Origin of the sequence: Autumnicola psychrophila (genome assembly GCF_031846645.1) — a bacterium.
Lineage (GTDB): Bacteria > Bacteroidota > Bacteroidia > Flavobacteriales > Flavobacteriaceae > Autumnicola > Autumnicola psychrophila.
Genome location: NZ_JAVRHN010000008.1, coordinates 82258 through 109185, shown reverse-complemented (window position 1 = coordinate 109185; position 26928 = coordinate 82258). Strand labels below are relative to the sequence as shown.

At 38.1% G+C, this 26928-nt stretch carries 21 protein-coding genes and 1 other RNA gene; 10 read left to right on the top strand and 12 right to left on the bottom strand.

Annotated elements, in window-relative coordinates; translation table 11 throughout:
- Positions 1 to 67 precede the first annotated feature (67 nt).
- Together RM541_RS11730 and RM541_RS11725 are read right to left on the bottom strand one after the other, a co-directional pair.
- Positions 68 to 1813: a porin family protein gene (locus RM541_RS11730; RefSeq protein WP_311500339.1), complete on the bottom strand. Its 1746-nt coding sequence runs from the start codon at positions 1811 to 1813 to the stop codon at positions 68 to 70.
- A 111-nt stretch (positions 1814 to 1924) separates the two neighbouring features.
- Positions 1925 to 4939: a tetratricopeptide repeat protein gene (locus RM541_RS11725; RefSeq protein ID WP_311500338.1), complete on the bottom strand. Its 3015-nt coding sequence runs from the start codon at positions 4937 to 4939 to the stop codon at positions 1925 to 1927.
- 159 nt (positions 4940 to 5098) lie between these two features.
- Between RM541_RS11725 and RM541_RS11720 the strand changes: the two genes are divergently transcribed.
- Positions 5099 to 5782 carry a cell division ATP-binding protein FtsE gene (locus RM541_RS11720; protein ID WP_311494528.1) on the top strand — a complete coding sequence of 228 codons (684 nt, stop codon included), beginning with the start codon at positions 5099 to 5101 and terminating at the stop codon, positions 5780 to 5782.
- Between the two features lie 277 nt (positions 5783 to 6059).
- Here RM541_RS11720 and RM541_RS11715 read toward each other — a convergent pair whose 3' ends face one another.
- From RM541_RS11715 to RM541_RS11705, 3 genes are all read right to left on the bottom strand, one after another.
- Positions 6060 to 6320 carry a YgjV family protein gene (locus tag RM541_RS11715; protein WP_432264677.1) on the bottom strand — a complete coding sequence of 87 codons (261 nt, stop codon included), beginning with the start codon at positions 6318 to 6320 and terminating at the stop codon, positions 6060 to 6062.
- 69 nt (positions 6321 to 6389) lie between these two features.
- Positions 6390 to 8192 carry a translational GTPase TypA gene (gene typA, locus RM541_RS11710; protein ID WP_311500336.1) on the bottom strand — a complete coding sequence of 601 codons (1803 nt, stop codon included), beginning with the start codon at positions 8190 to 8192 and terminating at the stop codon, positions 6390 to 6392.
- 312 nt (positions 8193 to 8504) lie between these two features.
- Positions 8505 to 8990 carry a DinB family protein gene (locus RM541_RS11705; protein WP_311500335.1) on the bottom strand — a complete coding sequence of 162 codons (486 nt, stop codon included), beginning with the start codon at positions 8988 to 8990 and terminating at the stop codon, positions 8505 to 8507.
- Positions 8991 to 9212: 222 nt separating this feature from the next.
- On the opposite strand from RM541_RS11705, the gene kdsA reads away from it, so the two are divergent.
- Entirely contained in the window at positions 9213 to 10031 is an 819-nt protein-coding gene (gene kdsA / locus RM541_RS11700; RefSeq protein ID WP_311500334.1) for a 3-deoxy-8-phosphooctulonate synthase, read from the top strand.
- Between the two features lie 35 nt (positions 10032 to 10066).
- On the opposite strand, the gene RM541_RS11695 is transcribed toward kdsA, so the two are convergent.
- Complete coding sequence (locus tag RM541_RS11695) at positions 10067 to 11293, bottom strand: hypothetical protein (protein WP_311500333.1); 1227 nt, start codon at positions 11291 to 11293, stop codon at positions 10067 to 10069.
- 457 nt (positions 11294 to 11750) lie between these two features.
- Positions 11751 to 12521: an endonuclease/exonuclease/phosphatase family protein gene (locus RM541_RS11690; protein ID WP_311500332.1), complete on the bottom strand. Its 771-nt coding sequence runs from the start codon at positions 12519 to 12521 to the stop codon at positions 11751 to 11753.
- Positions 12522 to 12687: 166 nt separating this feature from the next.
- Between RM541_RS11690 and RM541_RS11685 the strand changes: the two genes are divergently transcribed.
- From RM541_RS11685 to RM541_RS11650, 8 genes are all read left to right on the top strand, one after another.
- The gene (locus RM541_RS11685; RefSeq protein ID WP_311500331.1) at positions 12688 to 13329 is read left to right on the top strand and encodes a hypothetical protein; all 642 of its coding nucleotides are present in this window, start codon (positions 12688 to 12690) and stop codon (positions 13327 to 13329) included.
- On the top strand, positions 13330 to 13644 hold the full coding sequence (locus RM541_RS11680) for a winged helix-turn-helix domain-containing protein (protein WP_311500330.1): 315 nt from the start codon (positions 13330 to 13332) through the stop codon (positions 13642 to 13644).
- A 59-nt stretch (positions 13645 to 13703) separates the two neighbouring features.
- Entirely contained in the window at positions 13704 to 13988 is a 285-nt protein-coding gene (locus RM541_RS11675) for a hypothetical protein (RefSeq protein WP_311500329.1), read from the top strand.
- A 132-nt stretch (positions 13989 to 14120) separates the two neighbouring features.
- Positions 14121 to 14513 carry a ribosomal maturation YjgA family protein gene (locus RM541_RS11670; protein ID WP_311500328.1) on the top strand — a complete coding sequence of 131 codons (393 nt, stop codon included), beginning with the start codon at positions 14121 to 14123 and terminating at the stop codon, positions 14511 to 14513.
- Between the two features lie 699 nt (positions 14514 to 15212).
- Positions 15213 to 15612, top strand: a transfer-messenger RNA (tmRNA) gene (ssrA, locus tag RM541_RS11665).
- 624 nt (positions 15613 to 16236) lie between these two features.
- Complete coding sequence (locus RM541_RS11660) at positions 16237 to 17868, top strand: ATP-binding protein (protein ID WP_311500327.1); 1632 nt, start codon at positions 16237 to 16239, stop codon at positions 17866 to 17868.
- Between the two features lie 63 nt (positions 17869 to 17931).
- Complete coding sequence (locus tag RM541_RS11655) at positions 17932 to 18159, top strand: sensor histidine kinase (RefSeq protein ID WP_311500326.1); 228 nt, start codon at positions 17932 to 17934, stop codon at positions 18157 to 18159.
- A 9-nt stretch (positions 18160 to 18168) separates the two neighbouring features.
- A complete protein-coding gene (locus RM541_RS11650; protein WP_311500325.1) occupies positions 18169 to 18834 on the top strand; it encodes a response regulator transcription factor in 666 nt (221 codons plus the stop codon).
- 405 nt (positions 18835 to 19239) lie between these two features.
- On the opposite strand, the gene RM541_RS11645 is transcribed toward RM541_RS11650, so the two are convergent.
- The 5 genes from RM541_RS11645 to RM541_RS11625 all read right to left on the bottom strand — a co-directional run bounded on the left by RM541_RS11645 (position 19240) and on the right by RM541_RS11625 (position 26903).
- The gene (locus RM541_RS11645) at positions 19240 to 20040 is read right to left on the bottom strand and encodes a gasdermin (protein ID WP_311500324.1); all 801 of its coding nucleotides are present in this window, start codon (positions 20038 to 20040) and stop codon (positions 19240 to 19242) included.
- On the bottom strand, positions 20033 to 21730 hold the full coding sequence (locus tag RM541_RS11640; RefSeq protein ID WP_311500323.1) for a hypothetical protein: 1698 nt from the start codon (positions 21728 to 21730) through the stop codon (positions 20033 to 20035). The genes RM541_RS11645 and RM541_RS11640 overlap by 8 nt, the downstream gene beginning before the upstream one ends.
- Positions 21731 to 22068: 338 nt before the next feature.
- Complete coding sequence (locus tag RM541_RS11635) at positions 22069 to 23385, bottom strand: ATP-binding protein (protein ID WP_311500322.1); 1317 nt, start codon at positions 23383 to 23385, stop codon at positions 22069 to 22071.
- 33 nt (positions 23386 to 23418) lie between these two features.
- On the bottom strand, positions 23419 to 25452 hold the full coding sequence (locus RM541_RS11630) for an eCIS core domain-containing protein (protein ID WP_311500321.1): 2034 nt from the start codon (positions 25450 to 25452) through the stop codon (positions 23419 to 23421).
- 38 nt (positions 25453 to 25490) lie between these two features.
- The gene (locus RM541_RS11625; protein ID WP_311500320.1) at positions 25491 to 26903 is read right to left on the bottom strand and encodes a vanadium-dependent haloperoxidase; all 1413 of its coding nucleotides are present in this window, start codon (positions 26901 to 26903) and stop codon (positions 25491 to 25493) included.
- Between the last annotated feature and the right edge of the window lie 25 nt (positions 26904 to 26928).

Sequence of the window (26928 nt, the reverse complement as noted above, 5' to 3'; positions counted from 1 at the left end):
AAAAAGCACCCCGGAAGGTGCTTTTACTACTATAATTCTAAAAAAGATTTTAATCATGTTTTTTCTTCTAGAAATCGAATTTATAGGTTGCCCCGGCTAAAACCTGTAATCCCTGAACCTGGAAGTTCGTCCAGCGTTCATAATCGTTGTTCAGCAGGTTATTTCCTCTAACAAAAGCTGAAAGTTGCTCATTAAAACGATAACCCAGGTGGGCATTCAGATCAAAATAGGCGTCCAGCGTTACAATTTCTTCAAGTAAAGAACCGTCTACTTGCGTGTTGTCGATAATTGCCAAATCCTGACGTTCGCCTCTAAAGAAAATATTTCCACCTGCATACCATTTTTCAGTAATCTGATAATCGGCATTAAGGGAAGCCTTCACATTTGGCAAATTCCATGCTTCTGCTTCTTCATCGGTAGAATATCCAAGATATTCTGCATTCAGGGAAAGATGAAAATTCCTGTTCACATCAACATTTAGTTCTCCAAAGAACGAAAACGTATTTACATCATCATAAACGACCTGGAAAGAGTTTCCGTAGCCATAATTTTCTATAGAAGCGAGCGGACCTGTAGGATTTCTTCGGAATAAAGCTTTGTTGAATTGAGAAGCATATCCGGCTCTAGCATTATACCCCAAAAATGTGGTTAATCTCCCTTTTGCGCCTACATAAGCATCATATTCGGTCTCTGTTGGCTGGATCGCCAAACCAGGGGATACATAAGGGTTTTTCTGGTAGAAATCGTAGTAGGTATTTTGCTCAAGATCTCCTTCAATCCCTGCATAGGCAGTTAAAAGATCTGAAAGTCTGTAACTTCCCGTAATCTGTGGATACAGATAAAAATTATTATCGCTGTTCTCGGGATCAAGACTGAAGAAAAGTCCAATTCCTAAATTTAGAGTAAGATCATCCCGAAGCACCAATAAACTCGGACTAAAGCCGAAATTCATAAAAGTGTAATCCTGCGCGGTACCATCCAAAGCGGCCTCTTCAAATTGCCCATTTACGATATCTGCGGTAATGTCTGAAGTAATAAGTTCTCCGGCAATATTTACTTCAAACGTTCCTTTGGCATCAAAATGATTTTCTGAAGAGCCGTAAGAATCTCCCGAATGTCTGAATTTTGCTTTTGCTTTATCAAAAAAGGAATCATAAAGGTCTATTTCACCACCTGCATAAACTGAAAAGTAATTTTGTGTAGGATCAATATCCATTACCTGATCATTGGAAAGTGCAGGATTTTCCGGCAACCCATACCAGTTAAAAAGCTGGTGCTGCCCTCCTACTTCTGTCTTCCAGGATAGCTCACGATCCCGGCGTGTATAGCTCAAATTAAGCTCGGTATCATAAAAATGATCATCCAGGCGAACTCCTTCTATCCCACCCTGCGAGGAATTATGATTAAGAAAAATTCCGAAGTTATCGGTACGATTTACTTCGAGATTACTGTAAAATTCGGCTAAAACATTAGAGTAATTTCCGAAACCAAGAGTGGCATAGTTGTCAAAAACCTTTGGTGGTCTTTCCCTTTCCACAGTGGTAGCACGACCTTTGGCCGGCGTAAAAGTGGAAGCAACCGGAACTGAAAAAATGCTGTACTGAACCGGCTTCTTCGCTGTATTTACTGAATCTGCCCGGGTAGGTGTTTCCCGTATTTTGGAAGCATCGCGTACAGAGGGCGAATACGGTTTTACCACCGTTACAGTTTCGCTGCCAATGGGATCCTGGGCAAAAAGGACTCCGCTGATTAAAAACAAGCCTAAAACCAGGTTTCTTTTTATTATCGCCAATGGGTTAAATGTATTTAGCATTAAGCTGAATTTAGAATATGTTTTTAGAGTCATACTATTTGGATTTGCAGCGCGGTCCTTTATTGAGAAAATTCGCATATAGGAGTTTCTTAAATATTAAATTGAGTATGATTAGTTTTGTACTGAAGAGTTGGTTTTGGATTCTTTTGCTTTGATCCTTGCCAGTTCAGATTTCGCTTCAGCGACTACTTCAGGCTGATTTCCGAAATTTTTAATCACATTTTCCAGAATGTAGGTTGCCTGGTAAGCATCTCCCAACTGATCGAAATTCTTAGCCATTAACACCAATCCTTTTGCTCCCCAGCGCTTGTATCCTGAGAAATCTTTAGCCAGGATTTGTACCGCAGCATTTGAGGCTTCATAATTTCCGCTCTTGTTTTTAAAGTAGGCGTCATAATATAAAGCTTCGGCAGCCAGTTCTCCGGTAGCAGTCTTTTGGACTTCAGTATAAGCAGTTTTTGCCCTGCTTTCATTTCCGTTTTTCATAGCCGCCCTTGCAACAATTACCTGCGCATCTGTTTTCGCCTTCTCTTCGGCTCCGGGATTCTGAAGAACCTTTTCCGCATAGGCCTGAGCTCTAGCAATATTGCCTTCTTCAAAGTAAGATTTCATAAGATTCGATTGCGCAAAAATCACGTTTTCCTGTGCTTCTGCCTGCTTTTCCAGTCTTTCCAGCAACGGAGTAGCTTCAGCATAATTTCCTTTTTCAAGATAAATCTGCGAAAGTCTTGCCAGCGCCTGTTCAGTAAACTCATTGTTGGGTTTACTAATCACAAACCTGTAATGGCTCATGGATTTATCTCTATTCCCTTCACGGAAGTATAGTTGAGCAAGGTAAAAATTGGCATTTATCGAGTGGATTCCGTTAGGAAACTCCTGAATATAATTTTCAAATCCTCTGATTGCCTGAGTGGTTTTATTATTGAGATATTGATTTTCTGCAGCTTCGTAAGAGGTATTGTCCAGATCTGCATCAGAAACTTCAACAAAATCTATATTTCTTACCCAACTCGCATACTCATCTGTTCTTCCCAAATCAACATAAACATTTCTTGCTGTAGAAACTGCCTGCATAGCTTCAGGAGTATTTGGATAATCTGCAACTACCTTTTTAAGTCTTTCCAGAGCTTTATCGCCTTCATTGGAATTATAATAGATCAATCCCTGTCTCAACATCGCCTTCGGAACCAGAGAACTGCCGGGAACATCACGTATTAATCGATTGTAAGACTGGACTCCCTGCGCAGTGTTGTTCATGGCAACATAAGTATTCCCTAACTCAAACAGCGCATCATCCCTATAAGAAGAACGTGGATATTTGTTCATGAAGTTGTTCAATTCTTCAATTTTAGTTTCGTTCCTGTCTACAAACCCATAGCTGATTGCCTTTTGAAAAGCTGCGTAGTCACTATTTTCCACATTATTGGCAATTGCACTATTATAGGCTTCCATTGCAGGCCAGTACTGGCTGTTCACGAAATAACTATCCCCAAGCCTCAGATAAGCATCGTCGCGTCTTGGTCCGTCGTTACTCGTATTTTCAGCATACCTCTTAAAGTAGTTAATGGCCTGCGCATATTCGTTCTTTTTGAAGTAAGCGTAACCCAAATTATAGTCCAGGTTTTTCATTTCTTCTGTACCGCGTGCAGCTGTCATTCCGCCAAATTCCTTATAACCAATTATGGCGTCATCTATACGATTTACATTGAATTCACTTTCTGCTTTCCAGAAAGTGGCTTTGGCCGTAATAACCGGATCACGTGGTTCAGCTAAAGCTTTTTCAAAGTTTTCCAGTGCCTGGTAATAATCTCCTTCCTCGTAAAGTTCGAGTCCGTAATAAAAAGCTACCTTTTGAAAAGCCTGTTTATCGCTGAAGTTCCTGTTGTTTTCCAGCAACCGCATCGCTTCTTCATAATTTCCGGAATTAATGAAGGAATCTACAAGTAACGTTTCTACCTCCTGCCTGGACTCTGAATCAGGATATTTTTCCAGAAAATTAAGCAACACCTGTGACGGACTCTCATAAGAATTACCAATCTCATAACTGAGTTTAGCATAATTGAGATAGGCATCTTTCTGAATTTTTGCATCAAATTCCATTTCACTGGCATTTTTAAAAGCATTCAGCGCCTGTTGTTTTTGATCAACATTCAGATAAGATTGTGCAAGGTGATAATAGGCATTTTGGGCAATAGAGTTATTTCCGTCAATAATTTTATTAAATTCAGAAATAGCGCTTTGATAATCGCCCTGTTTGTAATACGCATACCCAAGCTGGTAATAATCGGTATTGTTCCATTTACCGCGCAAGCCCTGATATTCCTTTAAGTAAGGAATTGCCTGTTCGTACTGCCCCAGATTAAAATAGCTTTCCCCGATAATTTTATTAAGCTGAGATTTTTCCTGTCGGTTGGAACTTGGCAATTGCTCGAGTCCAAGTTTAATGGCTTCTTCAAAATTTCCCAGTTTAAAATTCATATCTGCCTGGAAGTACGAAAGATCTTCACTGTAACGGTCGTTATCCTGTACCTGTTCAAAATTTTCATTGGCTTCTTCGTAATCATCGCTTTCGTAAGCCATAAATCCAATATAATATTTGGCCTGGGAACCGTATTCTTTGGAATCTCTCACTCGCTCCAGATAAGTCCGCGCCTGCTCATAATCATTTGAGCGAAAATATGCGTATCCATTATTAAAGTAAAAACGCTGCCTGTCCTTACGGCTCATCGCGTTTTCATCGACTTTATCGTACCATTTTCTGGCCAGCGCATATTTACCGGTATTAAAGTAATAATCGGCGACGTCTAAATAAGCAGAATTTGTTTTTGTACTGGTGGGATAACGCGTCACAAACCTTTCCATAAGCCGGTCTGCTCCTTGCTGATTTAGCCTTACAGCAGCATTCGCAATATAATATGCTGCATCGGCTTCAATTTTTTCATCTTCGGTTTCATCTTTTACATCATCAAAAAGATTTTGTGCTGCCAGGTATTGCTGATTATTATAAAGTTCCAAGGCGCGGTTAAAGTCGGCCAGGGTATTTGTAAAAGCAGCAGTTTGCTGGGCAAAGGCTTGAAATGATAGTAGTAGTAAAACAACAAAAAGAAAAGGTTTACTGGTTGTCATTTATAGTTTTTTAGGTTGAAGTTCAAAGATAATTTAATAGTCTTTTTTATAACGAGGAAAGCGGACTATAATTATGTTAATATGAAAAAAAGTAAACCGCCACTTTTTGAAAAATGTATATTTACAGATAATTTTACAACCTAATTAGTTTTACAATTTATGTCCCAACCTGTTCTGGAATTAAAAAATGCAGCTATTTATCAGCGTGAAAGTCTTATCCTTTCTGAAGTTGACGTGACGGTGAACAAAGGTGATTTTGTTTATCTTATCGGAAAAACAGGTACGGGAAAAAGTAGCTTTATGAAAACGCTTTATGGCGATTTGCCTTTAACTGAAGGAGAAGGCCATATTGTGGATTTTAACCTGCGAACGCTGAAAGAAAAGGAAATTCCTTATTTGCGCCGAAAGCTTGGGGTGGTTTTCCAGGATTTTAAATTACTTACGGACAGAAATATAAAAGATAATCTTCTTTTTGTCCTGAGAGCCACGGGCTGGAAAGATCAAAAAGGGATGGACAGCAAAATAGACGAAGTTCTGGACAAAGTAGGCATGAAAAGTAAGGGTTTTAAGTATCCTTATCAACTTTCTGGTGGGGAGCAACAAAGGGTTGCCATTGCACGTGCTCTTTTAAATGATCCGGAATTAATCCTCGCCGACGAACCTACCGGAAACCTGGATCCGCAAACCTCTGTTGAAGTAATGGAAGTACTTCAGGAAATAAGCAAAAACGGAAATACCATTTTAATGGCTACACACGATTATGCTTTATTGCTAAAATATCCATCCAAAACCCTGAAATGCGACGGACAACGGGTTTTTGAGGTGGTGCAGAAGACGGTTTAAAAGTTTGGAGTTCGGAGTTCGGAGTTCGGAGTTCGGAGTTCGGAGTTCGGAGTTTAAAGTTTTTAAAAAGGCATCCCGACAAGATAGATGTGACAAAAATTAGATCAATTTTCGAAGCAAAAGAGAGGCTTTAAAAATGCCAATTATCGACTATAGTTAGTTCGTTGTTTGCAGTTCGGAGTTTGGTTTCAGTTCGGAGTCGGTTTCAGTTCGAGCGCAGTCGAGAACAATAAAAGATGAACTTTTTCACTTCTTCACTTTTTAACCTGGAACTTTTTTACGGCTTGACCTCATCTGCAGGAACGGGTCTGTCCTTCTTATTTATGAAAAGGTAATAGATATTCACCCCAACAATTACAGCGTTGGTAATAATTACCGGCCAGGAGTCGATTAAAATTCCGTAGATAATAAATAAGATGCAACCCAGGCTGTTTACAATTCTAAGCTTTATGATATTTTTCATAAAGAAAGAAATTGCGACGAAAAAAGAGGAAAGGTAACCTATCCATTCTGTTACTGAAATCTCTAATATTTCCATGTGATTTTTGGGTATAAAAAAGGCCGTCAAGAAGTAAAACTCTGTTGACGGCCTACTGCAATGTAACAGTTACATTATTTTGTTACGCTTACGATCATTTTCTGTAAGGAAAATTTTTCTGATACGAATATGGTTTGGTGTAACCTCAACATATTCATCTTTCTGAATATATTCTAAAGCTTCTTCCAGTGAAAATTTAATCGCCGGAACAATCTTCGCTTTATCATCTGCTCCTGAAGAACGTACGTTAGAAAGTTTCTTGGTCTTGGTAATATTCACCGCCATATCATCCTGACGGGAGTTTTCTCCAATTACCTGACCTTCATAAATATCTTCTCCCGGATCTACGAAAAACTTACCTCTGTCCTGAAGTTTATCGATAGAATAAGGAATAGCCTTTCCTTTTTCCATAGAAACCAGGGATCCATTCTGTCTTTCAGGAATACCACCTTTTAGCGGTTGATATTCTTTGTAACGGTGCGCCATAATGGCTTCTCCGGCAGTAGCCGTTAACAACTGATTTCTCAAGCCGATAATACCTCTGGACGGAATAATAAACTGGATCACCATACGCTCACCTTTTCCTTCCATGCTTAACATTTCACCCTTTCTCATCGTCACCATTTCTACCGCTTTTCCTGAAACATTTTCAGGTAAATCGATAGTCAGTTCTTCAACAGGCTCACATTTAACTCCATCAATTTCCTTGATAATTACCTGTGGCTGACCAATTTGAAGCTCGTAACCTTCACGACGCATAGTTTCAATTAAAACTGAAAGGTGGAGTACACCACGGCCAAAAACCATAAATTTATCGGCACTATCCGTCTCTGAAACTCTAAGGGCAAGATTTTTCTCAAGTTCCTTAAATAAACGGTCTTTAATATGACGGGAAGTCACAAATTTTCCGTCTTTTCCAAAGAAAGGAGAATCGTTAATTGTGAAAAGCATACTCATCGTAGGCTCATCTATAGCAATAGTCTTCAAACCTTCAGGATTTTCGATATCGGCAACGGTATCTCCAATTTCAAAACCTTCAAGACCAACAATTGCACAAATATCGCCTGCCTGTACTTCTTCGATCTTTCTACGGCCTAAACCTTCAAAAGTATGTAATTCTTTAATTTTTGTCTTTTTAATGCTTCCGTCTCTTTTAACAAGGGAAACCTGCTGATTTTCCTTTAACGTACCTCTCTGAAGACGGCCGATAGCGATCCTTCCGGTAAAAGAAGAGAAATCCAGGGAAGTGATCAACATTTGAGGTGATCCTTCAAGGTCAACTTTTGGAGCTGGAATATGTTCTATAACCATATCCAAAAGAGGCTCCACATTTTCAGTCTGATTTCTCCAGTCTTCACTCATCCAGTTATTTTTAGCTGAACCGTAAACGGTTGGAAAATCAAGCTGCCATTCTTCAGCACCAAGTTCGAACATAAGGTCAAAAACTTTCTCATGCACTTCCTCGGGAGTACAGTTTTCCTTATCTACTTTGTTGATTACAACACAAGGCTTAAGGCCAAGGTCAATCGCTTTTTGAAGTACGAAACGCGTTTGCGGCATAGGCCCTTCAAAGGCATCAACCAAAAGCAAAACTCCGTCTGCCATGTTCAACACACGCTCTACTTCTCCCCCAAAGTCGGCGTGACCGGGAGTATCTATAATGTTAATTTTTGTGTCTTTGTAAGTAACCGAAACGTTCTTGGAAGTAATGGTAATCCCACGCTCTCGCTCAAGGTCATTATTATCCAGGATAAGATCTCCGGTATTTTCGTTGTCGCGAAAAAGCTGACAATGATACATGATTTTATCAACCAGGGTAGTTTTACCGTGGTCAACGTGTGCAATAATTGCGATATTTCTGATAGCTGTCATATAAGCCTGTTTTAAAAGGCTGCAAATGTACACCTATTTTTCAGGAATTTACTAAACTTAAGGGAGATAATTGTAAAATTCGGCATTCCCTTTACACGTGGGCAATAAACTGTAAATCAAATCACTATATTTTGATGCTAAAAGGAACAAATTCTAATCATTGTGCTATTATAAAAGCAAACTTTGCTCAAATTTGGTTTAAAGGGGGCAAAAAAGCTCTAGAATGCATCAATTTCTAAACTCATAAGCCACATTTTGATATTTATTTATTAAATAATGAGCAGTTCTCAGATCCATCTCTAAATTTGGCAATTATCGCTCATCTGCAGAGGGACCGTAGGTGGATGGTACAGGTAATTCTAATAACCGGAAATAAACACCCATTTGTGCCCGATGGTGGGGAAGCTGATTAAGAACCATTACCCTTAGAACTTCCAAACGCGGCATTTCCATAATTTTATTTCCGTTTTTTAGCATCCGCCAGGTCTTTTCATATTCTTTATCTGATTTTTTCAGGGCATTTTCTGCCTGAGTCAGATTAATCTTGAAAGCTTTAATTATTTCCGGAACGGTATCAAAGTCGGGAGCTTTATAAGCCTCCAAGTCCATTTCATCTAACTCCATTGTGGCAGTGATCCAGCTTGGGATTTCGGCCATGTGATTTGCGAGTTCTTTAAAACTCATCGATTTTGGATGAGGCCGCCAGTCAATTTTATCCTGCGGGATTCGGTTGAAAAATTTTTCTGTTAATACCGCTTCATGCTGAAGCTGGGGAAGAAACATATCCTGGATAGTCATTATCTAATTATTACGGTCACTGCTGTGAATTTACGACAAATTTCTACACCATAAATGATAAGAAACGATGAAAATTTTTCAGAATTAATCCTACTGCCCTGGAAGAAGAAAGAAAGTTTAATTTATTTTATCTTTGCTTCAGAAATCTTTAAATAGATTTTTCCAGGAATTCTGAATTTTCTGATGCGCTGGAGATTAAATTTTACTCTCAATTTTTATAAAATGAAGCTGAATACTATCCCGAAAATAAAAAATACAGATTCTAATAATTTCTTTTTGCTTTGCGGACCCTGCGCTATTGAAGGGGAGGAGATGGCATTAAGAATAGCGGAAAGGGTGGTGGAAATTACCAGCAAATTGGAAATCCCCTATGTTTTTAAAGGTTCTTTTAAGAAAGCAAACAGAAGCAGGATAGACAGTTTCACGGGAATTGGGGACGAAAAAGCATTAAAGATCCTCAGAAAAGTTTCCGAAACCTTTGATGTTCCCACCATAACCGATATTCACGAAATTAATGATGCCGCTCTTGCTGCGGAATATGTTGATATTCTGCAAATTCCGGCTTTTCTTGTAAGACAAACAGATCTTGTTGTTGCCGCCGCCGAAACCGGAAAAACAGTGAACCTCAAAAAAGGACAATTTATGAGTCCGGAAAGCATGAAACATGCTGTTACAAAAGTCCGCGACTGCAATAACGAAAATGTAATGGTGACAGATCGTGGGACGATGTTTGGCTACAGCGATATGATTGTGGACTTTCGAGGCATCCCTACCATGAAAGAGTATGCCACTACGGTTTTGGACGTTACACATTCTCTGCAGCAACCCAACCAAAGCAGCGGAGTAACCGGTGGGCGTCCTGATATGATTGAAACTATTGCCAGGGCGGGAATTGCTACCGGAGTGGATGGTTTGTTTATGGAAACGCACTTTGATCCTGCAAATGCCAAAAGTGACGGTGCAAATATGCTTCACCTGGACCATTTGGAAAATTTGTTGAGCCATCTTGTGGCGATTAGAAAGACTATAAACGGATTCTAGCTGAAATTTCAACCCATTCTATTTCAATAATTGAATTATAGCCGCGTGTTTACGACATTATTATAAATAGACCCAAAGCTATAACTAAAACCGGCAGAAAGGGATAATCCATAGGAGGTAGCCAATTGCCTCTGCCCCAGGAGGACCTCTTCCAGGGAGGCATCCCCTCTTGGTAAAGATAATTGATCCTGTACATAATCATAATCGGAAGAGAAATTGAAAGAAAGCCCTTTGAACACCCGTATTGACAGGTTACCTTCAAAAGAAATCCTGTTTTTACTGAAATCATGAAAATAATTAGATCCTTCCAGACCTGCTCTTACCGAGCCCCAGGGTTGTAAAACGCGCACTTCAAATTTTAGAGACTGATTATAGAGGGTTTCATCTAATTGCCCAAAAATAGTTTCTTCGATATAATCACGATACAGGTATCCTACACTATAAGCTATTGTGTATTCTTTACGAAGAGCCACTTTATATGGCAACAGACTATATTCTATTGCAGGAGCAATCCTGTATTCTAAGTCCAGATTTTCGAAGGAGTTGGAATCAATATCTAAAAAGGCTCCCAGCGACCAATGATTGCTTATACTCCGTACTACTTTTCCATCAAAACCATCCCGGTGCAAAATACTGCGAACATCCTCCCCATCTTTCACATAGGTTTCCTGATTATAATTAAAAAAAGGTCTCATGCCTATACGCCAGGTTTCCGTAACATAATCGGCATAGAAGCCATATCTAATATCCAGAGATCCCCTGCTAGTTTCTTTGTCAAAATTTACTCCTCCGTAAACTTCAAAAATCCAATTATTCCATGCATCATTTTGCGGCCTGCTTTCCACGGGTTGAGCATTAAATTCCACGTCTATAGAATTTACCAGTGAAGTCTTTACAATATAAGGCACCAGTCCCAATTTGATAATTTTATTGAGACCTATTCTTTCTTCCTCCCGTGTATTTGTTTGTATTGAGGTATAGGTAAGAGTAGTATTCATCTCCTTAAATCTTTCCTGCCCTATAAAGGAAAGTGTAAAAGTTTCGCCACCACTTGCAGTACCCTGGCTTGTAATAAATATATGAATTTCTGCCAATTGTGGATCACGAACATGGTTTACAAAATCTATCTGTTGGCGAATAAAACTACCATCACACGAGTTACAATCTACAAATACCGATACTCGATCCTGTAGCACATTTATCTCATTAACTTCAATTTCTTCTTCGATATTTATATCTGTAAGGGTTTCCTGGGAAAGCAAGGGTAAGGAATTACTGAAAAATAAAAAAGAAATCAACAATCCAAAAGAACACCGAGGGTAACATTTTTTAAGTAAAACAATAATTTTATTAATCAGCGTCATAAATTTGGCCTTTAGTTCTCCCTATGTCCCACACTTCTAACATTTCATCAATAACTAAAATTGAAAACAGGTAAGGAACAGGATTTTTTTCCATAGATCAAAATAACCACGAAATATGGAGCTAGTGGGCTTTGAAAAGGTTAAATGGCCTAAAGGAAAGGTTAAGATGGTTAAGGAAAGGTAAAGGGACTATAAATTCAAAATGTTCTATTTACTATTATGTATGAAAACTAGGTTTTTGAATAAGTGGATAATTAGCACACGTTTTCAGCAGTATAAAAACAAGCCGAGGCAGTAAATAATTCCTATTTATGCCGAAAATTGGCGTTTTTAAAGGGCCGCCTGATTTGAATAATTACTTTAACTGAAGCTCCACCATTACCGGAAAATGATCTGAAGGATATTTTTGTTCGTAAGAATTGTTCAGCACCCCGTATTTTGACACTTCTACTCCTTTTGAGGTAAAGACATAATCAATCCGTGAGATTGGAGCTTTACCATAATCGTATGCGTTAAAGGTTTTTTCCGGACCAAAAGCAGGTTCTTTAGTAATCGTTTTGCTGTCATTCAACTTTCCGGAAAGAAACCTGATGCCATTGGAATCAGGTTCCAGATTAAAATCCCCTGTAAGTATTACAGGAAAATTTTTCCGGTTTACCTCTTCGATTTTCTGCCAAAGAAGTTTTGCACTTTCTTCACGTGCTTTGTCCCCCCTATGGTCGAAATGTGTATTGAAATGCCAGAATTTATTGCTAGATTCCTTTTCCTGGAACAGCGCATACGTGCAGATTCGCGGATAAGCAGCATCCCAACCTTTGGATGGTTCTTCAGGAGTTTCGGAAAGCCAGAAAGTATTGTTCTGCAAAACATCAAACTTTGCAGTGTTGTACAATATTGCAGTAAATTCTCCTTCGGCTTTTCCATCATTTCTTCCAACTCCCAAATAATTGTACTGCTTTAGGTTAGCCTGAAAATAATCCAGTTGTTCCTTCTTTGCCTCCTGTAGCGGCAGCAGATCAGGTTCATAAAATCGAATAAGGCTCGCTAGCGCCTCTTTCCGTTTTGACCAGCTGTTTTCGCCATCATTCTCGTTGGCATATTTAATATTGTAAGTAATTAATCTCATTGTCCTGACTTTCATTGGTAGGGACCAGAAAAATAAGAGGAAAATTCCGGTCTGCATATTAAATTTTCTTAAAGAAAATTAACTTACCTGTACAGAATAAATTCTTCTGAAAAAACAAGAATAAATAAAATATAATGTTTTACTTTGTATTTCAAAGTACTTTAAGATGGAAAACAAAAAGTATCTGAATGATCTAAATGAGATCAGGGAAATGATGAGCCGCTCTTCACGATTTATTTCTCTTAGCGGCTTAGCCGGAGTATTCGCAGGTATATACGCGATAATTGGCGCCGTAGTTGCGAAAATCCTCTTATCCAGCTACGGCAGCTTTTATGGAGAGGCCTATAACTCTTTAAATGTTGATGTAAAAGATCCTGATTTAAGAATAAATCTGATAATTATTGCCATTTGTGTCCTGGTGCTTGCTATTGCCACTGCCATCGTTCTTACTACCCGAAAAGCCAAAAAGAACAATCAGAAAATATGGGACAGCACCAGCAAAAGATTGCTTATTAATTTCTTTGCGCCCTTAAGTGCTGGCGGACTGTTTTGCCTGGTTCTATTGCAGAACGATCTTATAGGGCTCATTGCTCCTGCCATGCTACTCTTTTATGGTTTGGCCCTTATCCACGCGAGTAAATACACCTTTGGAGATTTAAGGTCGCTGGGGTATGCTAACGTGCTTCTTGGTCTTATCGCCACGCAATTTATTGGCGACGGACTTTATTTTTGGGCTCTTGGTTTCGGAATTTTCCATATTATCTATGGTATTGTGATGTATAACAAATACGAGCGAAAACAGGCTTAAATGAAGAATATAATCAGCAACATAAATAAAGCTTTTGATCACCGCATCAGGCTGGGAATTATGAGCATTCTTATGGTGAATGAAGCTGCTGATTTTACAACGCTGAAAGAACTTCTGGGCGCAACAGATGGTAACATCGCAAGCCACACTAAAGCATTGGAAAAACAAGAATATATAACAGTGGAAAAATCATTTATTAATCGTAAACCCAACACTCGATATCTGGCAACAGATGAAGGCCGAAAAGCTTTCCAGGAGCACCTGGATGCTCTCGAAAAGCTTCTTTCCTCAGGTAAGCAAATTAAAAGAAAATAAAAAAATTTATTCGTAAACTTTGAATTTCAAAGTACTTCACTTAACTCTAAAATTAATTTATGAAAACTAAAAGAATTTTATTTATTGTACTAATAGTTGGCGCACTATTACTAATTCCATTAATCGCTATGCAATTCAGCGATGAAGTAGTGTGGGATCTTTTCGATTTCCTTGTCGTCGGGATATTACTTCTGGGAACAGGACTTCTCATTGACCTCGTCCTGAGAAAAGTTTCCACCACTAAAAACCGAGTTGTCATCTGCGGAATCATTTTCGCGGTCTTGTTCATCATTTGGGCAGAATTAGCTGTTGGCCTTTTCGGCTCTCCCTTTGCCGGAAGTTAGTCTTAACAAATACAACATGGAATATTTTGTAAATAAAGATTCGATAGTACGGCAGATTTGGGGAAAAGCAGATATCATCTGGCTAGTTAAATGCTTTATATATTACTTTTCAGAAAATGATTCCGCAAACAGATGAGGATAAATAGAAATTCAAAAATAACATATCTCGTCTCTTTTGTTTTACTGCTAATTATTGAAATAGTCATTGGCGTATGGGTAAAGGATGATTTTGTGAGACCCTATGGAGGGGACTTCCTGGTGGTAATTTTAATCTACTGCTTTTTAATGACAGTTACCAAACTTTCAGTTTTTAGAGCTCTAATTGCCGTTTTACTATTCTCCTTTGCGGTGGAATTCTTTCAGTTGATCAATATTGTAAAGGTTTTGCAGTACCAGCCACCAATAATCGTAATGATCATTCTTGGAAGCAGCTTTTCTGCATGGGATCTGGTGGCCTACAGCCTCGGAATTCTTTTTACCGGTGGAATTGAATATTTCAGGAGTTTAATTTTGAGCAAAACATGAGTGAAATTTATTCGTTAAGGAGTTCCAACCGGGTGGTCCAGACAATCAATGTGAAATGCTAATAAAGTTACCATCAGAAAAGTGGAAGGTCGAAAATTGCCATTTTCGGCATCGATTCTGAAAAGCGTTCGGGGAAAATTTTTTCAGTTCAATCAAAGATGAAAATAAATTTCATTCGATTCTGGGAAACCGACAAGTTTAATTTTCGCATAGCTTTTTGAGCTTTAGCAAAGCGGAAATCCTTAAAATGATTAATTTTCTGTATATTTGCAGGCCCGGATAAGAATATTGTCCGATTTCTTTGAAAAAATGATATTGTATTTTCTGTGGACCCAAATTTTGAACTGGTTTCAGAATTTCTTCAACAAAAGCTGAAATAAGTTCCGCTTAGTGTTGCGAAATGGAATGAAAACCAGATGTTGAAATTTCCATTTATAGGCAAGTTATCTGAAAAGATCTTCCAGATGGCACTGCTGAAAATTGAAAATTTGACCATTCTCCTTTGCGTTAGGGATTGCATCGGAAATCCTTTTTGTGAGGAATGCTTTGCATGACGAATAAAAAGATTGAAGCGAAAAGCCCGGCCACTACAGCTCCTGAGCTTGTCGAAGGAAGCGAAAAGTGGCAACGCCCAGACTATTAAAAGGATTAAAGGTTGGCATGAAAAATGCAATAAAGAAGATAAGTTCTTTACATAATGGGGTCGACTTGGTTTTGACAGCGAGTCTAATTGAGTTGTAAGCACGTCGAGCGCTGGGATATAGCTCGTAAATCTCATATTTCACACTTTTTTAAACGGCGAGAATAACTACGCCTTGGCTGCGTAACCGAATTACAGTAGGTTACACTTAGTCCCTGCAAGGCAGGGAGCCAAGATGTCTCGTGGAAGCCTTGATTTACGGCGTCCACACCAGAGGCACCGATAAAGTAAATATAGGAACTGCAGGGCCTTGATGTAGTTCTGAAATCTAAGCGAGGATACGTGTAAGGTTGGTGGTTTTCGGCCGGCTTTGCATCGACAATCAAACGAAGACTAAGCGTGTAGAAAGCATCTGAATTGCTTGTTTGGACGAGGGTTCGAACCCCTCCGACTCCACTTTTTGAGTATCAAACTCAATCAAAAACCCCGGAATCCCAGGATTTACGGGGTTTTTCAATTTTAATGATATCGTTTAATATCAATTGATATCAAATAAAAGGGGACCAATTCTACTCTGGTTTAGGCTCACATCACCCTGAAACAATAAATCCATACATAGCTGCAGTATCCAATTTTTTAACAGATTTTGAAATCCTTCTGGTATTTTTTGATTTGCGTAGTGGTGATTTTAATATTCGTAAAGATTTCCAAAAAATATATTGCCCCAGAAATAGTTCTGGATCTTGTAGCTCATAATTGAAAAGAATTCAAAGAGATATTTTGAAATTTCATGCTTTAGATATTGCAACAGATGTTCTGCCTTCGGGAGATTGTCCGATTTTAAGGCAGGTTTTGCAAAATTTATTAAATGGAAATAAAACGTGTGGCAAAACGTCAAAGACTGTCGCCGGTAATCTACTTTTATTTTAATAAGGGGAGTATTTTACAAACCATGAATACGCTTATAAATTTCCCCCTTCAGTCATAGAACCAAAAGTTATTATCATAAAAGGCGGTTGATAATAATAATGTGAAGCTTCAATAGTCGGGGTTTTCTTGGTAGCTTTTTCTATTTTCGCACCTATGAAGTTGCCCGAACACTTTCTAGTACTGTCCATACTGTTTCTGATCATTCTTGGTTGTGGCAAAAGCACGAAAAACAACCCTCCTGGATTTAAAGAAGATTCAGCAGAAGCATATTTTCAACAAGCTCTTAATGCTAAGGAACCTTCTAAAATGCTGGTTCATTTTAAAGAAGGCCTTAGATTAGGAACAATAACTAACGATACTATAGAGTACTACCTTTTGGATGGAATCATCTACTCATTCAACAAACTTAAGGAATATGATAGCTCCATGGCTTATTCTGAAAAAATGATCAGACAGGCCAGGATTAATCAAAAAACATATTTTGAAGCTTTAGGCTACTACCGTAAAGCAGTAATCCATCAGTATTTAAATAATTATAAAGAGCAATTCAGAAATGCCTTTAAATCCCGAAACCTATATTTAAGTATAGGAGATAGCCTGAGAGCTGGAAAAAGATCGCTGGAAATGGCGAATGCCCAGAGCAGTATGTCAGATTATACTGGAAGTCAGGAAAATGCTACCCTCGCATTAAGCCTTTTACAGAAGACTAAAGACTCATCTTATATAGGCAGTGCTCTAAACCAAATTGGTATCGCAAATCGTGAGCGTGGCTTTTACCAGGATGCAATAGCAAATTACGAATCAGGTTTAAAATATTCAACCTCGACTGAAGACAGCCTTTCCTTTTTGAATAACATGGCCCTGGCATACAGAGACAATGGCGATTTCAGCAAAGCAATTGATTACCTCAAATTGATCAATTCCAAAAATGAATATGCTGATAAGGAATCGCACGCCAGGTTTATAGACAATCTTGCCTACACTGAATGGCTCAGGGATTCAACAGCCAATGTGTTAGTTCCTCTTAAATCGTCGCTGGAAATGAGGTTGAAAAATAATGATCTAAAAGGCCTGACCTCTAGTTACAACCATCTTTCAGATTATTACTCAAATAAGGATAGGGTCCAGGCCAAAGAATATGCCGTCATGTCATTGGAGGCCGCCAGGAAAAATGACAGTAAAATTTCAGAATTAAATGCTCTGGAAAATCTTCTTGGGATTGTAGAACCAAGGGAGTCTGAGAAATACATCAGAAGATACCTTCATTTAAACGACAGTCTAAAAACAGCTGAATTAAAGGCTAAGAATTTCTTTGCCAAAATTAAACTTGATGAGGAACAAAAACAGAAGGAAATTGATGATCTCCAGGCTGAGTCCTTCAAGCAACAACTGGAATCTGAAGAATTAAAAAATCAAACCATAATTCTTTCTCTTGGTGGATTGCTGATCCTGGTTAGCAGCGGGTTTGGATTTTATTATTTAAAACAACGCCACGAAAAAGAAAAAATTCAGGAAATCCATCTCACTGAGACCAGGATTTCTAAAAAGATCCACGATGAATTGGCTAACGATGTATATAATGTAATGAGCGGAATGCAGGAAATTGCATCAAATGACATCATGAATAAACTAGATCATATTTACAATCGCACCCGTAATATCTCCAGGGAGAATAGTAGTATTCCTTTGGGAGAAAATTACTTACCTCACTTAATATCTACTATTAGTTCTTCCCTTTCAGAAAATATCCGACTCATTTTGCGTGGTGAAGAAAGTATTAATTAGAGTAAACTTAGTTCCGAGAAAAAGATTGTCTTATACAGGGTTTTACAGGAAATGATGATCAACATGAATAAACACAGCCGGGCCAGTTTAGTGGCGCTAATCTTTTCTGAAGAAAAGAATTTACTAAAGATCCAATATTCTGATAATGGAGTTGGTCTTTCAAAGGAAAGTCTAAAATCGGGTAATGGAATCCGAAATATGGAAAACCGTATTTTTTCTATAAAAGGAAAACTTAAATTTGAAACCGAACAGGAAAAGGGATTGAAAATTTTAATCCAGATACCAATATAGTATTTCGGCATGTTTAAAAAAGTATTAGTAGCAGAAGATATGGACAGTATCAACCATGCCGTTGCATCTGTTTTAGAAGAATTAAATATTCCTGAAGTAGCACATGCGCAGTATTGCGACAAGGCCTGGCTTTTAGCCAAGAAAGCCTCTCAGGAAGAAAAGCCTTTCGATCTACTTATCTGTGATCTTTCTTTCAAGGCGGACCACCGGGAAGAAAAGATCAAATCTGGAAAAGAACTTATAGCCATCCTTAAATCTGAAAATCCGGTCCTCAAGATCCTGGTAAATTCAATAGAAGATCATCCGCAAACCGTAAAAGATTTATGGGATTCTGGAAATATAGAAGCTTATGTGTGTAAAGATCGCCACGGACTAAAAGAATTAAAGGAAGCAATCCTACATTTAGATAAAGGTGAAACCTATAATTCTCCTTCAATTGAAAAGACTTTGAACAAAAATAACCTGTTAACCTTAAGCGACTTTGAAATAAATATTGTAAAGTATTTGGCAGAGGGCTTCTCTCAGGACGAAATTCAGGAAAAACTGAAAAGTGAGAATATTAAACCCAATAGTAAAAGTGCTATTGAAAAAAGGCTAAAAAGTCTACGGGAAGATTTTAGCGCAAACACCAATCCCCATCTTATATATATTATGCAGGATTTAAAGTTAATATAATAATATGCCAGACCTTTGGAGGTTAAATTGAGTAGGGTCGATTCTTACCGAAAAAGGCTGGCATATTTCTTTTTAATAAATAAGCCATTTTCATTCCAAAATTATAGTTCCTATATTTGTTATTTACCAAGTAACGGTTAGGAAACGTAAGTTGCGGATTAGGGATACGGATTTGTTAGATTAACTTTTTTCTACCCCCTCTTTAAAGCATTTATAATGTTATTTACATTATCGATTAATACTGCTATCAGATTCAAAGCCAAACGAGGCATTACATTGTTTTAGAAAAAGAGGATTTCGAAACGGGCCTTATAGTGTGCAAGAAGGAGAATAAAATCAAGTAAACACACTAAAAATTTAAATAGGGAAACTCTATTTCTATAGCATAAAATACGGGATAGTGTCTTAGATATTAATGAGCTCGTTATTTTTTTTGAGGCTTTGAGTTGGAAAATCACTATCACCTTTTAATACTACATCCTGTTCATCTTTAATTCGGAATTTAGCATCCCCTTTTTTAAAGAACTGCCACCATTTTTTGTGATCGTATATTATTCTTTGCGCTTTAAAGGCAAAAACAATAGGGGTTGCATTTTTATGTTCCAATACTACGTGATCCTTTTTAGACCTTTCTATATTTACATCAGCATCTACTATTCCTTTAATAGTTGCCTCTAAATCTACTTTTTGACCATTCCCATTTAGAGCTGAAATTGAAAAACTATTACTTTTGAGGAGTGAATTAATAACATACAGCTCACTATCTTTAAGCTTTTCCTTAAAAGTATTGAATTGTTCTACTTCCGGTTCAGATCCGCTGATAAAATTATCCAGCTCCAAAAGGGAAACATGGTCTTCCAGTACATTTTGATAACTTATTTCAAGTGAATTTATATGATTCATATTGAATTCTCCCGAGAGTTTTCCCATCTTCAATTTATGAAGCAACCAATCCAGAATATTTATCCCAGCTTTTCCATCGAAGCTAACCGTAGAATTTTGCTGAAGGCTAAGAGTGGTATTATTTTCTGAAACAATTGGCGGCGGGCTATCTGCTATTGCAAATAATTTATCCAGGTTATTCCCAGAGGAACTTACATCTTTTTTATTTTTATACAATAATAATAGAGGAACTATACCTTCTTTTGGCAAGGCGACTAAATTATATCCGTACTGGGACAATGCATTCTTCAAAACCTTAGACATAATTATAATTTTTAATTAATACTGGAATTTTATGGACTGGAATCTTTTTAGTCTTATAATTTAAATCAGGAAATTTTGGATTTTTAAACTCGATAGCATCTATGGCGCCAGTATGACAATATTCCAGATCTTTATCATAACCATTGAATAGAGTATTATAAAATTGATTAGAATAAAGTAAGGCGGCTGGAACTGGAAAGACAGCCATAGTGCCAATAGCACACTCGCAATATTTTTTTACAGCTTCTGCGTGCTTCTTACTGTTACAAGCGCTAATAAGAACTAATCTTAAACCGTTTTTTTTACTGTATCGCTCTATAATCTTTTTAAATTCCTTTACCGGCATTGGATGTAAATGCCCATTTTGACCCTCAAAGTATAATCCTTCATCCAAAGTAGCATGCATAGACATATGCAGAAATATTGGTTGATATCGATCAAGAATTCTTGCAAATTCGTCTTTTCTAACGGAAGGCTCTATCCGTAGGTCGTAGTGCTCTCTATCTATCCCCTTTTGGAGGTTATCTTGTAAATCTTTAAACTCTTTGGCAAAATCAAAAGGGTTTTTATCTCTGGGATTTGCGCAAACAAAAAGAATTGGTTTCTTAGCCATGCCTCCCACTAGCTTCTCTAGATTTTCTAACATAAACTGATCCTGAAAGTAGCTTATATTTTCTTTTAAATCAATAAAACTACCCTTGGCAATACTTTTTTCACTTTGTAAAGCATAATCCAGCAGGTTTTTCTGTTCAATCTCAAAACGAGATTTTCGAAACAACTTTTCAGAGGTCCTTTTAAAATAAGTATTTACCTGTTTTGCTGCCGAACTGCCTTTTTTAATCTCTATTTGTCCAGATTGTATCGCACTAAGCAAAATCTTAATGGTTTCTTTTTCCAGGTGGATACGAAGGAGGTTCATTCTGAGACCCCTTACAATATTCTTATCTCTTTGAGGCATTAAACGAAATTCCGAAGGTAGCTTTATAAGCCAAACCTTAATATTATATCCATCTTGTTTTAATTTATATCCTTGTAATTCTATACTTCCGTTATCATTGGTCAATTCAATATTTTCCAGAGGAAATGACCTATTAGGTATTTTTAACCGCTCATGCCTGGTATAAATAAGAAGAATTGTTATTTCCCCAGATTGAACATAATCAGGGTTTATTTCAGCATGCTTTTTCTTTGAAGTTGATTCTTGTTGATATCTTGCTTTTAAAGGAATTCCAGCTTTATATAATTTGACGGTTTTATCTCCTACAAAGGCTTCCAAATTCGCATAGTAATCTAATATTGCGCTAATTGGAATATCCTCATCATTTGGGTCATTTCGAATAATTTCTTCAAGATTGTCGATCAAACCTATTTCTACCTTGCCTACAAAATGACCATCATTGTAATATCTTCGATAACTATTGAAAATAGAAACTGGAGTTGAAAGCCCCTCTGGAAACCCTTGATGTTGAAGTTCTTTAAATTTAATAGCAGACCGGGCTTCGCAATAATATGCTTCCCCTGTGAAATATTCGCTCCCACCAGAATTACGCGATTTAACCTTTCCGAAACCACTTACAAATGGTTTCTTACTTTCTGATGGATTAGGCCAGCCGGGTTTTTGTAGCCTACCATTGCTGCCGGGAACTATATCCCTTAAATCAACTATTGGATATTGAAAAATTATATGCATAAACTTTTTTTTCGGGCCTAAAAAAGGAGGGTTCTCACGAAGATTACCCTCCGGATCTTTACTGATCTAAATGAACAGTTCGAAAAATCTACGCATTAACCAGATCATTTAATCATGGCCTTTACGCTACTTTAAATTTAAACAAAAAAATCATAGGGCACTGATTTATAGCGTAGTATATTTTATTCTATTATGATTTAAAGATTGGACATACGAAAAACCTGCCAACCTTTCCTTTTTCTATATATAACGGCAGCTTTTAATCCAATCTGACCTTTACTGTTTTAGTTCTTGCCTTCCCAACTTCCTTTTATTATCTATATTACAGAGTTAAAAATCTACCTCATTATTCTACCGCCTTTTTTAAATTCTCTTTGAATCCCATCAATTAAATATCTTGAAATGATCGTCTTCTTTTGGTCAGCTAAGGCACGCAAGCAGGCATATTGAACTATATTCATAATCTCTGCTCCTACAAGTTCATATTTCTGGGCCAATTGGGAAAGATCTACCTGTTTATCTAAGCGAACTTTTTTAGGAAAAGCTTTTTTCCATATCTCCAAACGTTCAGAAAAAGAAGGAAAAGGGAAATGTATGATCGCCTGAAAACGACGTACAAACGCATCGTCAATATTACTTTTTAAATTCGAAGACAGAATGACCAATCCAGTATAATTCTCAATGCGTTGTAATAAATAAGATACTTCCTGGTTTGCATATTTATCATGGGCATCCCGTACATTAGTACGTTTACCAAAGAGTGCATCGGCCTCATCAAAAAATAAGATACCTTCGGTTTTCTCTGCTTTAGATAAAAGATTAGCCAGGTTCTTTTCTGTCTCTCCAATAAATTTAGATACTACCATGGAAAGATCGATCTTATACACATCTTTCCCGGTATATTTTCCCAGTAAACTTGCAGTTAAGGTTTTTCCAGTTCCGGAAGGGCCATGGAGTAAAACCCGATATCCGGGTTTTAGTTTTTTATGCATTCCCCAGTCGTATAACAATACATCGCCATGCAGGGTCCATGCCTTTAATTCCTGAATTTGGGCACTGGTTTCAGCATTTAAAACGAGATCTTCCCACTCCATTTCAGTTTCGATTAATTGAGCAGGAAATTTCATGCTAAAAGTGGGTTTACTAATCTCCCCCAATAAAAACATCTCTACATACTCTGGAGACATCACCAGTTTACCACTCATTATGGGTTCACCTTCCGGAGCATCCTCTAACCAAAGCAGTTGATTGTGACCAAAAAAATGATTTGATGCAAAATAATTATACACTTCCAGTCTTTTCTCAAATTTTTTACCAGCCAAAAGAAAAAGAGCTGTTTCTCCAGTAGGCAGGAAACCCCGGAAATTTTTACCCCTTACGCCTCCTATTTGAGGGAAATCTCCTGTGGAAGCCAGCTTATCCTGGATAACCCGGTCTAATAAACTACCATCTATCTGGGGGCACAGCGTTAATAATAACAAGGTCTTTTCCGATTTATTCAAATTGGCTTGTTTGATTACTTCTGGTACATGAATAAACCACTTCGAATAAGCAGGAATTTCAGGTTCGATTGTATTACTTTTTCCATTAAAATAACTTTCCAACCGATACTGGAGATATTCCTCGAGGTATTTAAATTCTAATAGATCTTTCATTATTTAAACATATTATGCCAGAACCATAGTCATTCAATGGAAAAAATGACCTGATGCTCCTTCAAGTCGCGTATTAGAAGCGGGGTTGTACAAATTCCTGCCGCGGGAATCCTTTAAATTTACTATAGCATTTCTCAAATTTGCATCAATAACTGCTATGGAATTCCCAAGATCAATAGTTACTTCACTGGAGGTTTTCGAGGTGGGAGGTGTGGTTAAAATCTCATTTAATACAGTATTGTAAATAGCAGTATTAACTTTCGCCGCAGATATATATCCCCAATAATGCGTTGGGTCACTATTGGCTAACTCTGAACCTGAACTAACCAATCCCGGAACAGTACCGGATGGATAAGCTCTTATCTGATCCATAATATATTTACTCTGAGCCCGATAAGCATTCATTTCAAGATCTATACTGTTAACGCTTCTCTCAGTTTGAGAGCTAAAATCATCTTCTGCATGTGTAAGCTCGTGTATGATAAGAGCTCTGTCCATGATTTGAAATAAATCTAGATTAGTTGGAAGATATAGGGTATCCGCTTTGCTTAAGTCATTATCTGTAGAATACTGATATTGAGCATCGCCTCCACCTAGTAATCTGCGGTAAACGGAAGGGATGAGCGCATCTACTTTAAGACTGCCATGTAGAAGCCTGGAGGCCATAGGATGATTATATTCCTTAGCTACAATATATGCGATCCCGGCCATAACTTTATCTCCAGCCGTATTTTCTGAGGCGGCATTAAGCATAGATGTGAGAACTTCCACAGATGCCACAGTTGAACCTGAAGTTAGGTGAACTGAGATTTTATCGGCCTGGTTTCTAAAGGAATTCCCCCCGGCAGCCTGTATTTCCTGAAATACTCTTATTCCAACTTCAGAATCAAGAGCAGCAGTACTTTCAGGACTAAGTCCAAGTTCAGCCATATATCTTCTAAACCTCAGTAACTGTATATCCAGGGGAACCGCTTCCCTACCAACGTTCATCACATGATCACGATCTGCGGTAGAGATAGCAGTCATAGAAATAATCAAATTACCGGTAGTATGGGCATTTAATACCGCTACATTTACTGGGTTTCTCATGGCTGCCATTAGTAGGAGTTCTGCATGTTGTACAGTTCCATTTCTTTGAATAGCATCTGCTTTTAAATCGGTGATTTCCTCATCGGTTAAAGGACCATCAGAAACTGCTCTTCTCACTCTTCTGAAAAAGGAATTTTGCCTAAAAATATAATTATTCGTGTAATTTCCGGTAGCATCTGTCTCTGCTTCCTTCTGGATCTTCTTTGAAGCATTCTGTTGAACTACATGCGTTAATTCATGAGCCAGAAGATGTTTACCTTTTGTAGAACCGGGATTATATTTTCCCGAATTAAAGAACACATCCAGGCCATAAGTAAACGCCTGTGCATTCAAGGATTTGTTCATATCTACCGCCTCTTTATCAGTATGAATATTTACATCCCTGAAATCGGTTCCAAAAGAAGATTCCATCTCTGCTTTAATATTTTTGGATAAGCTTTTACCCTTACCTGATTTACTTTTTAGCTGTTGCGGCATATTTTGAGGGGAAGCTTGCGAAGGATTATCAGACTTTTCCTGGATTGCTACTTCTTCCTCTTCATCCTGCTTGCTGATCATTTCCTTTTCTCCCGACTCTTCCTTCATATTCAGCATTTCTTCCTCTTCCTGATTTTCTTCTTTCTGAATCATTGGCTTTTCCTGCACAAGTTTATCTTCTTCCATACGTTGTTCGGCGGTACCCAGTTTTTCATCTTCCTGTGGCGAAGCCAGGGATTCTCTTTGAACGCTGCCTATCTCCTTATTTTGAATAAGAGGTTTCGATTTGGAATGTTTTACTACAGAATCAGCCATGTGATCTGCTTCTTTCTCATACTTATCTCCTGGTTTTCCTACAGAAAGTTTTGTTTGAATTCCGGCGTTAAAGAAGGGTGTGTGATTGTCATTGGAAAAGAAAGGGCTGGCTTTCTTTTCATTTTCTCCATGCTTATGCGGATTTCTATGACGGCGACTTTTAAAATTTCCTTTCATCATCTTCATTTTAATTGTTCATTTTCTACAGCTTAAGTTGGGATTTATTATCCTAATTCAGCATTGAAATATTGCATGGCTTTATCCCAAACAGCGCAACCTACTTTATTACCCAGTTTTCGGCCTTCCTTATCACCGGCATGAAAATGGATTCCGCCAAACAAGCGCGAGATCCCGGCCTGGTCTGCTGCATCCTGTAGCGTACGCCATTCCAGTTTTACATTTTCAGAAGGGGTACAACCCGGTTCAACCTTAGAACCTCCTTTCGGAATTACTACCGATTCACCATAATTCCTGCTTTCACAAAAACTTGATAATACTTCTGCGGCTGCCGCACTAAAAGTACTATGACCAGATACGTATTCCGCAAATGGTGGGGAGGGTATATAAGGTTTCCAGTTTGCACCATCAATTTCTTTTGCTCCCTCACACAGTCCGGCCCAGGCTTTTATAGTCTTCCCATGAAAAACATGTTGAACCAGACTCACCGGCCTAACATAATCGTAATGGTATTTACAATCCCAGGCCGCAATTCCCGCATCCAGTAGTGCATTTGTTAACACAAAGAACATTTTAATGTCGAAGGCATTTTTATGGGTATACTTTCTGGACAAATATCGACCCTGTCTGCAGAGTTGTTGCGGTGGTGAGGCCCAGGGGCCTTCTTTATCATATACCGCATCTTTAAATTTTTCCTCATGCATTCCTGCCCAGAATTCGGCGATCATTTTTTCTTCATCGCTTAAATTGGCGCTGTAATCTACCACTATCTGGGCCTGTTTTTCAAAACCTTCCTCATTAGAAGGTATTGGGGCTGGAGGTCGATATTGGCCGCCCAAGGCTAAAGCGAACGGCTTTACCAATCCCCAATGTGCAGTAAGAAATTCCTGTGGTTTATGATTTATAGATTGTGGTTGCCATCGATCATAATATTTTGCCGACTGCGGCAAGGGAGGGTTGGATGGGTGATACGCACAATAATCGGAATAAGCTGCTTCCTTTAAGGTTCCAAATGGATTGGAAAAATCTCCCATACGGCATTCTAAAATTAACCTTCCGGAGAGATTGCCTATACCGGCAGGATTATCGGGAGATAAATTTCGGTCATCAGGATCATATCCACAATCACACATAAAATCCCGGAAAATCGATTTTTGCACAGGAGGTAATTTAAGCCAGAAAAGTTCCTGTGCGACGGTATAGGCAGCATGGCTGTAAGCTTTTTCCCTGTGTTCAGAGATACAAGCGCTATCTGGTTGTTTAAAACGACTGCCCGTGGTGGTACTTACCTCACAACCTCCATCATTATAATTGGTCCAGGCATCATACATAGCAGTATGCACCATGGACAATGCACGTGAGGCTATAGTTGGTGGTGCTGCTATATAATGCAGTGCATCGCATACAAGACGATTCCATTTATGGGCTTTGCTGGGTGTATATTTTTGATTTGTTGCCATGATGAGGAGTTTTTAGTATAACATT

Excerpts from the sequence above, each read along its gene's own strand:
- RM541_RS11730 (WP_311500339.1), bottom strand. The coding sequence starts at position 1,813 with ATGCTAAATACATTTAACCCATTGGCGATAATAAAAAGAAACCTGGTT.
- RM541_RS11725 (WP_311500338.1), bottom strand. The coding sequence starts at position 4,939 with ATGACAACCAGTAAACCTTTTCTTTTTGTTGTTTTACTACTACTATCA.
- RM541_RS11720 (WP_311494528.1), top strand. The coding sequence starts at position 5,099 with ATGTCCCAACCTGTTCTGGAATTAAAAAATGCAGCTATTTATCAGCGT.
- RM541_RS11715 (WP_432264677.1), bottom strand. The coding sequence starts at position 6,320 with ATGGAAATATTAGAGATTTCAGTAACAGAATGGATAGGTTACCTTTCC.
- typA (WP_311500336.1), bottom strand. The coding sequence starts at position 8,192 with ATGACAGCTATCAGAAATATCGCAATTATTGCACACGTTGACCACGGT.
- RM541_RS11705 (WP_311500335.1), bottom strand. The coding sequence starts at position 8,990 with ATGACTATCCAGGATATGTTTCTTCCCCAGCTTCAGCATGAAGCGGTA.
- kdsA (WP_311500334.1), top strand. The coding sequence starts at position 9,213 with ATGAAGCTGAATACTATCCCGAAAATAAAAAATACAGATTCTAATAAT.
- RM541_RS11690 (WP_311500332.1), bottom strand. The coding sequence starts at position 12,521 with ATGAGATTAATTACTTACAATATTAAATATGCCAACGAGAATGATGGC.
- RM541_RS11685 (WP_311500331.1), top strand. The coding sequence starts at position 12,688 with ATGGAAAACAAAAAGTATCTGAATGATCTAAATGAGATCAGGGAAATG.
- RM541_RS11680 (WP_311500330.1), top strand. The coding sequence starts at position 13,330 with ATGAAGAATATAATCAGCAACATAAATAAAGCTTTTGATCACCGCATC.
- RM541_RS11675 (WP_311500329.1), top strand. The coding sequence starts at position 13,704 with ATGAAAACTAAAAGAATTTTATTTATTGTACTAATAGTTGGCGCACTA.
- RM541_RS11670 (WP_311500328.1), top strand. The coding sequence starts at position 14,121 with ATGAGGATAAATAGAAATTCAAAAATAACATATCTCGTCTCTTTTGTT.
- RM541_RS11660 (WP_311500327.1), top strand. The coding sequence starts at position 16,237 with ATGAAGTTGCCCGAACACTTTCTAGTACTGTCCATACTGTTTCTGATC.
- RM541_RS11655 (WP_311500326.1), top strand. The coding sequence starts at position 17,932 with ATGAATAAACACAGCCGGGCCAGTTTAGTGGCGCTAATCTTTTCTGAA.
- RM541_RS11650 (WP_311500325.1), top strand. The coding sequence starts at position 18,169 with ATGTTTAAAAAAGTATTAGTAGCAGAAGATATGGACAGTATCAACCAT.
- RM541_RS11645 (WP_311500324.1), bottom strand. The coding sequence starts at position 20,040 with ATGTCTAAGGTTTTGAAGAATGCATTGTCCCAGTACGGATATAATTTA.
- RM541_RS11640 (WP_311500323.1), bottom strand. The coding sequence starts at position 21,730 with ATGCATATAATTTTTCAATATCCAATAGTTGATTTAAGGGATATAGTT.
- RM541_RS11635 (WP_311500322.1), bottom strand. The coding sequence starts at position 23,385 with ATGAAAGATCTATTAGAATTTAAATACCTCGAGGAATATCTCCAGTAT.
- RM541_RS11630 (WP_311500321.1), bottom strand. The coding sequence starts at position 25,452 with ATGAAGATGATGAAAGGAAATTTTAAAAGTCGCCGTCATAGAAATCCG.
- RM541_RS11625 (WP_311500320.1), bottom strand. The coding sequence starts at position 26,903 with ATGGCAACAAATCAAAAATATACACCCAGCAAAGCCCATAAATGGAAT.